Annotated in this window: 15 protein-coding genes; 6 read left to right on the top strand and 9 right to left on the bottom strand. The window is 37.3% G+C overall.

All coding sequences use genetic code 11. The features are described from left to right. Position 1 precedes the first annotated feature (1 nt). Together WBG45_RS02170 and WBG45_RS02165 are read right to left on the bottom strand one after the other, a co-directional pair. On the bottom strand, positions 2-1,879 hold the full coding sequence (locus WBG45_RS02170; protein ID WP_424412158.1) for an alpha-E domain-containing protein: 1,878 nt from the start codon (positions 1,877-1,879) through the stop codon (positions 2-4). After that, positions 1,879-3,324 carry a circularly permuted type 2 ATP-grasp protein gene (locus WBG45_RS02165; RefSeq protein WP_424412157.1) on the bottom strand — a complete coding sequence of 482 codons (1,446 nt, stop codon included), beginning with the start codon at positions 3,322-3,324 and terminating at the stop codon, positions 1,879-1,881. Before WBG45_RS02165 ends, WBG45_RS02170 begins: the two co-directional genes overlap by 1 nt. A 174-nt stretch (positions 3,325-3,498) precedes the next feature. On the opposite strand from WBG45_RS02165, the gene WBG45_RS02160 reads away from it, so the two are divergent. Together WBG45_RS02160 and WBG45_RS02155 are read left to right on the top strand one after the other, a co-directional pair. After that, positions 3,499-4,266, top strand: coding sequence for a metalloregulator ArsR/SmtB family transcription factor (locus tag WBG45_RS02160; protein WP_424412156.1), 768 nt, complete (start codon positions 3,499-3,501; stop codon positions 4,264-4,266). Continuing rightward, positions 4,266-4,754 carry an SRPBCC family protein gene (locus WBG45_RS02155; RefSeq protein ID WP_424412155.1) on the top strand — a complete coding sequence of 163 codons (489 nt, stop codon included), beginning with the start codon at positions 4,266-4,268 and terminating at the stop codon, positions 4,752-4,754. Before WBG45_RS02160 ends, WBG45_RS02155 begins: the two co-directional genes overlap by 1 nt. A gap of 338 nt (positions 4,755-5,092) precedes the next feature. On the opposite strand, the gene WBG45_RS02150 is transcribed toward WBG45_RS02155, so the two are convergent. The 5 genes from WBG45_RS02150 to WBG45_RS02130 form a co-directional block, all read right to left on the bottom strand. After that, entirely contained in the window at positions 5,093-6,166 is a 1,074-nt protein-coding gene (locus WBG45_RS02150; RefSeq protein WP_424412154.1) for an ABC transporter substrate-binding protein, read from the bottom strand. A 13-nt stretch (positions 6,167-6,179) separates the two neighbouring features. Beyond that, positions 6,180-6,959 carry an ABC transporter ATP-binding protein gene (locus WBG45_RS02145; RefSeq protein ID WP_424412153.1) on the bottom strand — a complete coding sequence of 260 codons (780 nt, stop codon included), beginning with the start codon at positions 6,957-6,959 and terminating at the stop codon, positions 6,180-6,182. A gap of 4 nt (positions 6,960-6,963) precedes the next feature. Continuing rightward, the gene (locus tag WBG45_RS02140; protein ID WP_424412152.1) at positions 6,964-7,770 is read right to left on the bottom strand and encodes an ABC transporter permease; all 807 of its coding nucleotides are present in this window, start codon (positions 7,768-7,770) and stop codon (positions 6,964-6,966) included. A gap of 236 nt (positions 7,771-8,006) precedes the next feature. Continuing rightward, positions 8,007-8,162, bottom strand: a complete 156-nt coding sequence (locus WBG45_RS02135; RefSeq protein WP_424412151.1) for a YpzG family protein — start codon at positions 8,160-8,162, stop codon at positions 8,007-8,009. Positions 8,163-8,305: 143 nt separating this feature from the next. Then, complete coding sequence (locus tag WBG45_RS02130; protein ID WP_424412150.1) at positions 8,306-8,761, bottom strand: YaiI/YqxD family protein; 456 nt, start codon at positions 8,759-8,761, stop codon at positions 8,306-8,308. Positions 8,762-9,278: 517 nt separating this feature from the next. Between WBG45_RS02130 and WBG45_RS02125 the strand changes: the two genes are divergently transcribed. Continuing rightward, on the top strand, positions 9,279-10,307 hold the full coding sequence (locus WBG45_RS02125) for a potassium channel family protein (RefSeq protein ID WP_424412149.1): 1,029 nt from the start codon (positions 9,279-9,281) through the stop codon (positions 10,305-10,307). Between the two features lie 24 nt (positions 10,308-10,331). Then, a complete protein-coding gene (locus WBG45_RS02120; protein WP_424412148.1) occupies positions 10,332-11,174 on the top strand; it encodes a DUF1028 domain-containing protein in 843 nt (280 codons plus the stop codon). A gap of 103 nt (positions 11,175-11,277) precedes the next feature. Here WBG45_RS02120 and WBG45_RS02115 read toward each other — a convergent pair whose 3' ends face one another. Then, on the bottom strand, positions 11,278-11,784 hold the full coding sequence (locus WBG45_RS02115) for a hypothetical protein (RefSeq protein ID WP_424412147.1): 507 nt from the start codon (positions 11,782-11,784) through the stop codon (positions 11,278-11,280). A gap of 113 nt (positions 11,785-11,897) precedes the next feature. Here WBG45_RS02115 and WBG45_RS02110 point away from each other — a divergent pair, with 113 nt between their 5' ends. Next, positions 11,898-12,554, top strand: a complete 657-nt coding sequence (locus tag WBG45_RS02110) for a phosphatase PAP2 family protein (protein ID WP_424412146.1) — start codon at positions 11,898-11,900, stop codon at positions 12,552-12,554. An 8-nt stretch (positions 12,555-12,562) separates the two neighbouring features. Here WBG45_RS02110 and WBG45_RS02105 read toward each other — a convergent pair whose 3' ends face one another. Next, entirely contained in the window at positions 12,563-13,078 is a 516-nt protein-coding gene (locus WBG45_RS02105) for a GNAT family N-acetyltransferase (protein ID WP_424412145.1), read from the bottom strand. A gap of 272 nt (positions 13,079-13,350) precedes the next feature. On the opposite strand from WBG45_RS02105, the gene WBG45_RS02100 reads away from it, so the two are divergent. Further along, positions 13,351-14,475, top strand: coding sequence for an NADH-dependent flavin oxidoreductase (locus tag WBG45_RS02100; protein WP_424412144.1), 1,125 nt, complete (start codon positions 13,351-13,353; stop codon positions 14,473-14,475). Positions 14,476-14,647 lie beyond the last annotated feature (172 nt).

The raw sequence follows: 14,647 nt of genomic DNA, 5'->3' as shown, positions 1-14,647 counted from the left end.
ATTACTCAATTAAACTAACTGATACTTTAACATCTAATTTATGACTACCTCCACGATAGACACCTTGTACAGGACTAACATCACCATAGTCCCGTCCAACTCCAACACGTATATGATTTTCAAGCGCCTCTACATTATTGGTAGGATCGAGCCCTACCCATCCAATACCAGGTACCATCACTTCAATCCAAGCATGACTAGCTGCGTCACCTACTAATGCAGAATTTTCTCCTACATATAAGTACCCACTGACATATCTCGCTGGAATGTGTTTCGTGCGTAAAATCCCAAGCATAACATGTGAAATATCTTGGCAAACACCTTTCTTCAAATCAAATGATTCAGTTGCCTTCGTTGACACGGTCGTAGAAGAACCATCATACGTAAAGCGATTAAATAAATAACCCATTACATCGATAGCGTACTGCACCGGGTTTGCCATTTGTCCAATATCCGAATCTACATGCTCCACCTGTTCAGGAGTTAAATATGTGTACGCCGTATTACTTAAATACGCTAGATAATGACTACTAAATAAATCAGAATGGAAAATAGCATGCATTTCAGGTGAATAATCAATTCGATGAATCCAGGGACTCTTTTGAATGCTCACAACTGAAGTGGCCTTTACCTCTAAATGCTTATGATGGTCTGCAATAAAGAATGATTCCACATTATTTCCCCAAATATCCACATGTTCCTTCGTCAGTGCTACAGGCGTTATATCTGTGCGGTATGATAGCAAACGCTGACACTCATCAGTTCGTGGTTTGAGTCGAATAGAATTCATACTTTGATCAACCCATGTGTCATAATCGAAAATATTCGTATGTTCGATTTTATATTTCATAGAAGATGCTTTTTCAAAATTCAACTGTTCCGGGATACTAACTATTTGAGTTTGTTCTTGCTTCGAAACCGGTTCGATCAAATAATATGTTCTAGAGAAGATTCGACCGACTTCATTACATTTATTTTGAAACGTATTTAAAAATGCTAACATATCGTCTGAATTTAACTCTTGAATCGATATTTCGTCAAAATCATTCTTCAGGCTTTCGAGTGCATAATATAATTCTGAAGAATAATGAGCTATCTTCGCATTTTCTAAAATATCAACCGCCGCTCGTACATGATTCATATTGTAGTGAATCGACCTTGGAAAGGACTCGTCTGCAATTAAGAAAGTTAAGATGGTTTTAGGATCCATTTTCGGACGGTTTACTTTTAAGTAAGCCTCGTAGCCATTTAACATTCTTAACGCAGACAACCACGCGTAGTAGTCGTCACCTTTGTACAATAATTGTGTTTCTCGTGTTTGTTCACATACAACGTTTAAAATTCGGGCTGTTTTTTCTGCCCGCTCCAGCCATTTACCGATTTTAATCATCCGATAAGCTACACTACGAGACATCCCTGACTCAATAATTCCTTGAGCTGTTAATGCGGTCACTTTCACTTTTCGCAAAAATGCACGTACTTGATGAATGGAAAATTGTTCTTGTTCTGCCTGGTGTGTAAAGAGGTATAGATCATTCCAAATTTCAAATAGCTCATTTGGCAGATGATCTCGACTGATTCGGGCGTTTTCTCGAGCTACTCGCACACAACTGAAAATAGAATTTAGATTTTCCGAACTATAAGCCAAATAACGTATATACTCTTCATCTTGAGCTTCAGGATTATTTTTTAATTCCTCTAATTCCTCTTTTGTCGAACAAGATTCGAATAATATTTTCCAATGTTTTCCATCCAATAAATCTTCACTCGAGCTCTCAACCATCTGTGTTAAATGAACGTCTAAAATTCGCGCATTTAATTCTGTACGTTCAATATTTCTTGCCATCCAATAGAGTGAATCTGCTACACGACTTAACATTAGCTTACTCCCCCTGTTTTCATGACCCACGTATCTTTACCACCACCACCTTGTGATGAGTTTACGACAAGGGAACCTTTTTTCAATGCTACACGAGATAAACCACCTGGGAATACATGCGTTTCTTTTCCTCTCATAACAAATACACGTAAGTCCACATGACAAGGATAAAACTCCTCCCCTTGATAGGCAGGTGCTCTTGATAATTTGATTGTCGGTTGTGCAATATATTGATGAGGTGTTTCAAGGATTTTCTCTCTGAATTTCTCGATTTCTTCCTCAGATGCATGTGGTCCAATAAGCATGTCATAGCCACCAGAAGCGCCAACATTTTTAACCACTAATTCGTGTAAATGTTCCAACACCCATTCTCTTTGGGTTGGATCTTCTAAACGATACGTCGTGACGTTTTTAATAATTGGTTCTTCGTTTAAGTAATAGCGTATCATGTCAGGAACATATACATACATCGCTTTATCATCAGCTACACCATTACCTATGCCGTTTAAAATAGCCACATTCCCTTGGCGATATGCTTCCAATAATCCTTTGACTCCCAGTGTTGAATCTTCAAGGAATGCTTCTGGATCTAAATAATCATCGTCAATACGGCGATAGATGATATCTACCCGTTCAAGACCACGAATCGTTTTCATATAAACAATGTTGTTTGAGACCATCAAGTCACGGCCTTCAACCATTTGAAGTCCCATTTGTTGTGCTAAAAACACATGATCGTAATACGCTGAATTATAAATACCCGGAGTTAGTAAAACTGCACGAGGATTTTCTACTCCATTTGGAGCATGATCCATGATGGCTTCATGTAAAAATGTTACTTGATGTTCTAATGTTTGGACAGAATGTTTGGCAAAAAACTCTGGGTAAACTTGACGCATGACATAGCGATTTTGATACACATATGATATTCCGGAAGGATTTCGCAAATTGTCTTCTAGCACTAAGTAATCTCCATTTTCATCTCTAATTAAATCAATACCAGCAAGAAAAATATGATTATTTAACGGTATTTTTATCCCTTGTATTTGTTTGGCATAATAATAAGGATTTTCTTCAACCAAATTTCGCGGAATAATGCCATCGTTAATAATTTTTTGTTCATTATACACATCCTGCAAGAAACAATTTAACGCTTCAGAGCGCTGCACCATACCTTTTTCTATGGTATTCCAATCCTCTGGCGGAATGATGATTGGTACGAAATCGAAAGGCATTGTCCTTTCAGCACCTACGTTATTATTGTAAACCGTAAAGGTTATCCCTTGGCGTAAAAAAGATTGTTGGGCTGTCTCATGTTTTTCTTTAAGTTCATCGATAGAAAATTTTTGTATCATATCATAAAATTTTTGATAATGGTCTTTCGGCTTCCCACTTGCTTTTAACATTTCATCAAAAAATGGATCTACCTTATACGAAGTAAACATGTCAACACCCTCTCTAGTTGTATTGTTAGAAAATTATGAAAATAGTAACTTTAGTTTACCATATATTTTCTCTTTTCATTACCCTTTCTCCTACAACATCAAGCTTGTATTTAAAAATATTATATGTTACCTTTTAGTAACATAATGATTGGAAAGGCGTGAAGAAACAATATTATGATTAACGAAGAAGTTACTCATCTATTTAAAGCGCTGTCCCATCCAACACGAGTAGATATTCTTGATTTATTAAAGAAAGGTCCACTATCTACAGGTGAGTTAAGTGAACACTTTGATGTCTCTAGGTATGCTGTTATGAAGCATTTAAAGATATTGGAAGACGTACATTTAATCGTTATACGAAGACAAGGGCGTATGCGATTAAACTACTTAAATATCATTCCTTTTCAAGAAGTGTATAACCGTTGGGTTAGTAAATATGAATCAACATTATCAACATCTTTAACTAATTTAAAAACAAAATTAGAAATTGGAGGAACCGAAAATATGAAGACTGAAATTAGTTCTTTTCAAATTGAACAACAAGTTGAAATAAACGCACCATTAAAAGCTGTTTTCCACTCTCTTGTTAATGATATTAATGACTGGTGGGAATTCCGATTTGAAGAAGAAAATTCTCACATTACATTTGATCCAAAAGTTGGTGGGTTCTTTATGGAGAATTGGGACAATGGTCAAGGAGCACTTTGGGGAACAGTTCTTTATTACAAAGAAAATGAAGAAATTCGTTTGCAAGGTTTATTAGGTATGCAAGGCGCTGTTAATAGTCATTATGGGTACAAATTGGAAAACAACGGTAAAGTAACGACGGTAAAATTATCACATAGTGCTGTTGGATTACTAGATCCAGAATGGGAAAAAGCACATTCGAATGGATGGGAATTACTTCTAAATAAATTAAGAAAACATGTTGAGGGAAAATAATGAGTAGCTATGTAAAACGATTTGAACTTTCGGCATCAGTTGAAGAAGTATACAAAGCCATTACAACTGAAAAAGGCATAAAAAGTTGGTGGACTGTTGATTGCGATATAAGCACTGAAATCGGTGGAGTACACTCTTTTCGCTTCGAACGATTATTATTTAATTCAATGAAAATAGTGAATCTCGTCCCGAACGAGAAGGTACATTGGACCTGTGTTGAGGGTTGGAATGAGTGGAAAGGTACGGATGTTGTTTTTTTATTACGTTCTATTGGAACAAGAAAAACAAGTGTTGAATTTCAACATAACGGCTTAACCCCATCCTTATCATGTTACAAAATGTGCTCCAAAGGATGGGATGATACGCTCCTTCACCTACAACAATATGTGGAGCATGGAGAAGCCAATGCCCATGTTCCAAAGACTGGACTAAAAGGAGTTTTATCAAGGACTGCTTTTAAGGTTTTCTCAAGAAAGTATACTAAATAAATGATAAAACAGAAAAAGAGATTCTTAGTAAAGAATACTCTTTTTCTGTTTTATGGATTTGCTCTGTTAAACTACACTGTTTTTTACCCTTCATTTGTACTAGCCGAAAATCAATAGCATTTTTTAATATAGCCTATTGATAAATAAAAAAGTCGGCCATTCATCGATTCATTTTTCACATTTGCCCCTTTATCAACTACATTCAATCTCCAGCTTGCCCTACATACTTTCAAGTATTTTAAAAACCACCATCATAAAAAAAGAACTAAACGATGACGCTTAGTCCTTTCTTCTTGAGATTTAATTTAATATTGTGTTGCTTAGTTAATATTCACAACTTATTTTTCATACTCTCCTATAATCTCTACTGCCTTTTCAGTAATCGACGTGTCAATTGCTTCGTCAAATTTGAATTGTCCACGAATGGCTCCATTTTTCTTATACATTTCATATTGATCACGAATGTCTCCTATGAACATTTTGCCATCAGGATTAAGTCCAGTCACAAATACATTTTCCCAGACTGCGGGGTCTTTTAATGCCGTGTATTTGGTCATAATATCGATAATTTCATCCTTATCTTCGCCTTTGATGAAAGCATCATTGTAATCACGGACACCCTTCAAATATGCTGCCATAAAGCGTAAGGATACATCTTGTTCATCGTTCATAAATTGAGGAGCGCCAAGTACCATTGCTATTTGTGCCTCTGGTGCAAAGTCTGTGGCATCACCAAATCGCGCGTGAATGCCTTGTGAAACCCCTTGTGTAATGAGCGGCTCAATATTCAAGGCTGCATCAATCGAGCCATTCTCTATAGCCGCTAACATGGTGCCGAAGTCAGGCATTAGTACAAACTCCACTTCGTCTTTCGCCAGTCCTGCGTGTTCGAGCATCAGTTGGTAGATGTAATCATCGACGCCATGCTCTCCTGATACCGCAACTCTTTTCCCTTTCAAATCACTATAGTCTTTAATTTCGTCTTGTTTGTCAGCACCAATTACAAAGGTGAAATACGATCGATCTTTGGCATTATGCCCTTTATCTGCAATAATTTTAACGTCAATGCCTTGAGCAATTGCATTAAAGAACGCAGCTGAAGAAATACCGCCTGCTATATCCACTTCACCAGATGCCAGTGCTGGCAGCATATCGTCACTGTTCGCAAATGACACAAACTCAACTTCAATATTGTAGTCATCAAAATACCCTTTTTCGTTCGCTATATAAAAACCTGCTCCAGATGCTGAACCATCCTCTGCAATCACAACTTTTGTTTTCTCACTTAATGGCGCTAAATCGCCGGATGGATTATCTTTACTTACGTCGTCGTTTACTTTAACGGCATCTTTTTCCGAACAGCCTCCAATTAGTAAGATTAATACGCCTAACATTCCTAACCACTTTCTCATCTATACACTCCTTTCACAATCTTGACCCTTGCACTTCTACCTGTAAATGGCTCCAAATTTTTAAAAATTTTGCAGCCATTTCTGGATTTGATCGAATGTCTTCTAATTTTCTTGGTCGGGGTAAATCTATTTTCATTTCAGTAAGAATCTTGCCTGGTTGTGCACTCATTAATAACACGCGGTCACTTAAATACAGCGCTTCATCGATACTATGTGTAATGAATAACACCGTTTTCTTTGTTTCAGACCAAATCGATAATAATTCTTCTTGTAAGATGTATTTATTTTGTTCATCTAAGGCTCCGAACGGTTCATCCATTAACAGAATCTCCGAATCGTTCGCAAAGGCTCGTGCAATACTAACTCGTTGCTTCATTCCTCCCGAAAGTTCTTTCGGATACATTTTCGAAAATTTCGTGAGACCTACTTTATTTAAAAAGTAAGCCGTTCTTTCTTTAATAAGTGGTTTTGACAAATGACGCATTGAAAGTCCGAACGCTACATTTTCTTCTACTGTTAGCCAAGGAAGGATTCCTCGTTCTTGAAAAACCATGGATTGATTGGGACGATCATGGTCACTCTTTTCAATAGTAAAGTCACCTGAGCTTTGATTTTCAAGTCCAGCTAATATCCGAAGTAATGTCGTTTTCCCGCAACCGCTCGGTCCAACCAGACAAACAAATTCTCCATCTTTGATATCCAGTGAAATATCTTCAATTGCGGTGACACTATCTTCTTTTTTATAAAACACTTTCGTCAAATTACGAATTGAAATTTTGGGCTTCGCGTTCATATCGTCACCTCCAAGGTATTAACTTTCGTTGCAATCCCCGCAACAATAATGAAAAGACATAGCCAAAGAAAGAAATAAGAATCAATCCCACGAACATTTCTTTTAATAAAAACGCACTGTAGGAAGTCCATATTAAGTAACCAATCCCTGATCTTGCGCCCATCATTTCAGCTGCTACAATCGTCAGCAATGCGATTGCCTGCCCCATTTGTATTCCTTCTAACATAAAAGGAAGTGATCCAGGTAAAGCAATTTTCATGAAGAAATCTTTTCGATTTGCTCCATAATTTTTTGCAACATCTAAGTAAATAGAGTCAATTGAAATGACACCTGCAACCGTATTAATGACAACAGGAAAAAACACGCTTCCCGCAATGGTGACAACCTTTGACACTTCTCCAATTCCAAAGATAATTAAAATGATTGGCAGTAAAGCAAGTGTAGGAATCGGCATCAAAGCCATGATAAGAGGAGAAATAAAGTGGCGAACTGGTGCATATAAGCCCATGCACAATCCAATGATAATACCAGGAATTACACCTAGTAAGAATCCAACTAAAATCCGAAACAACGAAATATTTATGTGATGAAATAACTCACCACTTGTGAGCAATTCAATAAATGTGGAAACAATAGCAGTTGGTGGTGGGAAAAACCGAGCATCTATAAGCCCGCTTTGAGATAAGAATTGCCAGATAAGCAAGAGGCATAGTGGCGAAAAAATGGTCAACCATGTTTTCAATCGTTTCTGGATTTGTTGCTTACGCCATTCCTGTCGTTCCGTCTCTATTGGATTTTTTAACTCCGTCATTTTTCACCACCTCTTCATCCAAATAATATGTAGGTATATACAGATATGTGCAGGGAATCTAATAAGGTTAGGGTTGGATTAGTTCTAATGAGGTGTATTTTGTTGTTCGTGCGGTGCGTGGTGCGTTTCATGATGGGTTTATTCCCTTTTACGCTGCTTTTATTCCCATTCGGCCAGTTTCTTCCAAAATAAAAGACCCAGAGAAATCTCCGGGCCTGACATTCTTCTTATCCAACTTATTTAAGTGAGTGGACTTTGGCGCTGGTTTTTAAAAGCTGAGTAGACTGTGATTCTTCGGTTTGGCCGTTGACTTGGGTATTGGTTCTCTTAGGTCTCGTCCAGTTGTGATGAATCCCCGAGGATTTTACATCCATTGGTTGTTTTTTACTCATTGCCTTTCACCTCTTTTTTTAAGAATGAAAAGAAGAAATCGAATTTAGTATGAGTGAAACTTACCGACCTATGCTTATTTTTTAAAATCAACATGCGTTTCACTCGCTCAAAATGTAATTCGCATTATCTTAGCTCATTCAATTCACTCTTCTTGCTTATTTATCTGCTTCAGTATTAATGCATTAAAAGCAATTTCAAAGCTCTCATTATCTTCTTTCCGCCTCTTTTTCGGTCCTTTCATCCTTCCACCAGCTTGACGAATTTTTTTTGCGATATGACGACTATGTAAAAGTTGATCTATATTTTGATTGGTATACTCTCGCCCATTTTGATCCATAACGAGACCTCGCTTAGCTAAGACCATTGCTGCTAAACCATAATCCTGTGTGATCACAATATCGCCTGGTTTTACTCGGTTGACGAGTTCAAAATCAACCGCATCCATGCCTTTTGAAACCATAATAGTCTTTGCACCTTCACGTTGCATATTATGTGCAGTATCGCAAAATAACGTTACAGGAAGTTTATATTTTTTTGCGAATTGAATGGTTAAATCTACAACTGGACAACCATCAGCGTCGACTAAAATGTTTATCATTTGATTTCTCCTTTTTCAGTCAAAGTATTATATTCATGATTCGCTTATATCCTATATTTCATTACTCTAGTTTGACTAAAATATTTAAATGTAAATCTTTAAAAATTCTCCACTTGTATCTAACGCTACGTTAGGTATTATAATATTGGTAATTATCGGAAAAATGGGGTTTAATGTATTCAATTGGTCATTTTACAAAAGAAAGTAAAAAATAATAAATTAAGCGCCATGGTGTAGAAGCCTTTATGCATCTTATTCTTTTGCGAAAAGCTTTAGGCTTAATTTTTTGGATTCTTATTTTTGTCGGGTATCTATTAACCTCAAAAAAGGTTAATGAATATACTCAAAAAAACGATATTGACTGGCCGATTAAAGTTGATACTCTTTCTAGTAAAGGGCTTGATGAAGCACATTGAGTGGTTTCCATTTAAAACATTGCCCTTTCTAAAACCTAGTACATCCATCTAAAAAACGGTACACTGAATTAAATGAAATTTTGAAGCGTGGAGGTTCGTGTATGCATTTTTTCTTAAAAGTAGGACTTAGTTTAGTCCGTATGAAAAATCTATCTTTATTAATCGCTGCACTTATTTTCATTACTTTTTGTACGGTAACGATTTATTTATTAGAGCCGGAAACTTTTGAAAGTTTACTAACCTCATTTTACTTTGTCATGACTACTTTTTCTACAGTAGGATATGGAGATTTTTCACCTGTGACGGGACCCGGCAGACTTTTCACTGTTCTTATGTATTTACTGGGGATTGGATTACTAGGTGTAGTTATTGGAAAAATAGTTGATTCGTTCTCTATCTTTAGAAAACGTAAGGAGGAAGGTAAATTGGCGTATACACATGAAAATCACATTATCATTGTAGGCTGGGGTAAGAAAACGGAAACCGCTGTAGAAGAAATATTATCTTCAGATTCATTTAGTGAAGTTGTCATTATCGATACCCTTCCTACTTCACCGATAGATGTAGCTATCGAGCGTGTGCATTATATTCAAGGTGATGCTTCAGAAGAAGAGACATTTATTCGTGCCAATATTAAAAAAGCCAAATCCGTTATTATTTTCTCAGATGATGCGATTCAAGTGCCTTCCTTGAGAGATGCAAAAACATTGACGATTGCTATAACAGTCGAACGTTTAGCTACTCACGTTCACACAACTGTAGAAATCATGACAAAAAAACAAATCCCGAATTTCTCTCATGTCAAAGTGGATGAGTTCATTTTATCTCAAGAAACTACCTCTCTACTTGCTGTTCGTTCCGCAATGCATCAAAATGTGAGTACCATCGTTACGCAATTGATTAGTCGAAGCATCGGCGAGGATTTGTTTGAAGTAACAAAAGATTCTAATTGGAGAACATATGGAGACGCTTTCCATGATTTATTAGCAAAAGGAGCAACTCTAATTGCAGATCGTCAACAAATGGATATCAATCGACGATTGCATGAGGATATTCCTCAGGATGCAGTTTTATATGTGATTTGTAATGAAGAAACACATCGTAAGTTGATATTAAATAATAAACATTAATCTATAAACAAGGGGGTTTTCTTCATGACATTTTCAATCGTAGGCTTTGATCCAGAAACAAAAGAATTAGGAGTTGCCGTGGCTTCAAAATTTTTAAGCGTCGGCGCTGTTGTTCCATATGCTAAAGCAGGAGTTGGAGCAATTGCAACACAGTCCTGGGCAAACTTAAATTATGGGGAGCACGGACTTGAGATGTTGGAAAATGGCTTTACCCCTCATGAAGTATTAGAAGAGTTGGTTCGTAATGATGATAACTCTGCTTCTAGACAAGTTGGCATTGTGGATGCACAAGGAAGAAGCGTCACATTTACTGGAGAAGATTGTTATGACTGGGCTGGAGGTTCTGCAGGGGAAAATTTTGCAGCACAAGGTAATATATTAGTCGATCAACACACGCTTGAGGCAATGGAATCCACTTTTCTACAAACACCCGGATCATTAGCTGAACGGTTGCTCGCAAGCTTACTTGCAGGTGATGCTGCTGGTGGAGATAGTCGAGGAAAACAATCTGCTGCTTTGTTAGTGGTTAAAGAAAACGGAAGTTATGGCGGCTACAACGACCGCTATATTGATCTTCGAGTGGATGATCATGAGGATCCTGTTCAAGAACTAACCCGCTTATTAAAATTACATAAACTATATTTCGAACCTACTTTGCCAGAGGATATCGTGACCATAGAAGGAGCTCTTGCAGAAGAACTTCAAGACTTATTATATGAAAATGGACATCTTAGCCGTGAGCTTTCAGAACATGAGGATTTGTTGGATGCTGTTCAGTCCTACCATTTGATAGAGAACTTTGATGAACGTGTACAACAACGTGGCATGATTGATAAAAAAGTCGTAGAATTTATGAGAATAAAATAACTTACCGATTTCGTGTAATTTTTGATCGTTATACGACAAAAGGCTGACCCAGGAGTAGATAAATTCTGCTCCTGGGTCAGCCTCTTTCTTTTTCACAGCTTATCTACTCAGATAATTGTTCCGCTAATTTCAACAATTCTTCTTTTATTTGTGGTTCTTCTAATTCTGGCATGATTAGTGTATAAGAATAAGTGATATCTTTTACAATCACATCGAGTCCATCTGGTGCTGTATAAAATGCTTCGTAGCCATTGTCTAACGTGATTTCTTCAGTATCACTGTCTGGATAATCACGGTGGGCTGTAGTAGTGGACAGGATTAAGTTATTTTCATTTTCATTTATTGCGATAAATTGGGCTTCTGGGTTTTGCCCTTTACCACCGTAATCTGTAATTCCTAAAGATTGAAAACCCACTGTTTCGAATGGCAATCGCTCGGGCAAATTGACTTCATAAGGTAATGCTTTGATTGCTACTTCAACAGAAGGTGCACTGTAAAACTTTAAAAAATCCCCTTCTCCTTGTTGTGATTCGATTAATTGTGAAGTATCTAATTCATTTGAACAGCCCGTTAAAAGTAGAATGCCACTTATCAATATGTATTTTTTCAAGATGATTCCCCTTCCAATAAGTATGCGACGAATTCAACGAATTGGATAATTCATACAAATGTAAGTATATAATTTTACGGCATTAATTCTTGTGTATCGAGGAGAAGTTGTCAATGAACACAAAGTTAAAATTTTCACTCTTACTTATCACTTTAGTTGGTTTTGGCTCCATGACACTTTTAATAAAAGATAACGACATTGTTCTTTTCGACGAAATAATTATCTCCTTTATTCAAAACCTAGAGACTCCATTTTTAACTGCGACGATGAATTTCTTCTCATATATCGGTTCAGGATCATTTATTAATATAATTGTCGTTCTAGGCGTAATCATTCTTTACTTCGTCCTACATTATCGATCAGAAATTCTGTTATTTATCTTTGTCCTAATGGGTTCTCACTATATATTTCGGTTTTTAAAAGAAATCTTTCATCGAGCCCGTCCGGATTTACATCGTCTTATTGAAATCGGTGGATATAGTTTTCCAAGCGGTCATGCGACAAATGCAATGACTGTATACGGAATTCTGTCATTTCTGTTATGGCGTCATATCCCTACTTCTTGGGGTCGCAAGCTACTCATTCTGTTTAGCACTATTATGATTCTTACGATTGGCTTTAGTCGTATTTATTTAGGCGTTCATTATCCTAGTGACGTGCTTGGTGGCTATTTTGCTGGTGCATTTTGGCTCAGTGTCTCTATCTGGTGTTTTCAGTTTGTTAAAGAAAAGATATATGAAAAAACTCATACGAAATATCCCTATATTTAAACACAGTATTACCTAAAAAATGCGGGAGGATAGCGTAATTCTCCATTGGTTCGTTGGAGCTCACCTTCTATTAGTTCACAAACCATGAAAACATCGTCAGGAACTATAAATTGAGTCAATTCTATCCCATGCTGTTTAGCAGGCTGAAAATCAAACTTCGGATAATATGTTGGATGCCCAATTAATAATACAAGACCATAACCCAAATCTTTTGCTCGTCTTAAGACTTCTTGAATTAAGTTGCTGCCAATTCCTTTCTTTTGAACAGAAGGGTTCACAGCTACCGGAGCAAGTACGAGGACTTCTTTCTCCCCATTTTCTTGAATGATTTTAGCCTTGCTAAGTAAGACATGACCAACTATTTCTCCTTGTTCTTCCGCTACTAATGATAGGTCTCGGATAAAACAGTTGGAAAAGCGAATGCGTTCCACTAACTTCGCCTCATCATCTCTTTTTTCAAATGCCAAGTAATTGAGATTAAATACGTGTTTAAAATCATCTTTAGTTTCAGTTCGTATTAACACTCTTTTCACCTATTTTCTAAATACTAGTATATACGTTACCTTCTGTTTCATTTGTCTTTATTCCTCTATTATTCTCTATTTCCTTATCGTTTGATATTTCTAGTTAGCATATTATATAGGCATAATTTTTGACTATAGCCAACAACAAGACATAAAGTAACCTTACCACAGCTTTAGGAGATATCTAATTATTAGGAGATAATTGGATAGTTGCAACCAAATCCGACCATCTCTAAATTCTCTATAAACTAACATCCAGGAGGTTATCAAATATGATTAACGAAACATATAAACCATTACTAAAACCTTTTGTATTCCCAAATGGTATCCAACTAAAAAATCGGGTAGTTATGGCACCAATGACGAACTACTCTTCAAATTCAGATGGCACGGTATCTGACGATGAAATAAATTATTATATTCACCGCTCTAAAGGCGTTAGCATGGTCATTACAGCTTGTACATACGTTACGCCGAACGGCCAAGGTTTTCCTGGTGAGTTCGCCGGACACACAGATGAGATGATTCCGAGTCTACGTCGATTGGCCACTGCGATTAAAGACGAAGGTTCAAAAGCTATTTTGCAAATCTTCCATGGTGGTCGACAAGTGCCACAAGAGATTGCCCCAAATGGTGACGTAGTAAGTGCAAGTCCTGTTCCTTATCCTGGAGAAGGTAAACCAGTTCCTCGTGAGCTGACTGAATCAGAAGTGGAAAATATTATTGCGGATTTCGGTCAAACAACTCGCCGAGCTATTGAAGCTGGCTACGATGGTGTGGAAATTCATGGGGCAAACACGTATTTGATACAACAATTCTTTTCCCCACATTCTAATCGACGAACGGATCGATTTGGTGGGTCTTTAGAAAAACGCATGACGTTCCCACTAGCAGTTGTAGATGAAGTTCAACGAATCGTAAGAGAGCACGCAACAACACCATTTATTGTTGGCTATCGTTTCTCACCTGAAGAACCAGAAACACCAGGAATTACGATGTCCGATACATTAGTGTTAATTGATGAATTAGCGAATAAAAACTTAGATTATCTTCATGTTTCACTTATGGACTTCTGGTCAACACCTAGACGTGGGGTTGAAGACACACGTTCTCGTATTGAAATTATCCAAGAAGCTGTTGGTGATCGCGTACCAGTCATCGGTGTAGGTTCTATTTATACCGCTGAAGATGCACGCAAAGCATTAACTTCAGGTATTCCTCTAATCGGTCTTGGACGAGGCCTATTAATAGATCCTGAATGGGTACAGAAAATAGAACAAGGTCGAGAAGATGACATTGTGACGCAACTCGATATTGATAAGCAGCATGAGTTAGTGATGCCCACTCCTCTTTGGCAGCGAATATTGAAGAATCCTGGTTGGGTTCCCGGCGGATAAAAATAAAGGCTATGTTAAATGTTGCTGTTGATATTCCGCAAAACAGTTACGCTTTCCGCGGGCTTGCGCCGAACTAACTCGGACTTAACGTCCGAGTGGATTTCTGCACTTCGCTATTTCCGCTGGAGTCTTCACTGTTTTGCTCCATATCACTAAATCGAAAGCTATCTCA

Origin of the sequence: Paenisporosarcina sp. (assembly GCF_049671445.1) — a bacterium.
In the GTDB taxonomy this organism is placed as follows: Bacteria; Bacillota; Bacilli; order Bacillales_A; family Planococcaceae; genus Paenisporosarcina.
Note: the sequence above shows the minus strand (reverse complement) of the source record. Positions and strands in the feature narration are given on the sequence as shown.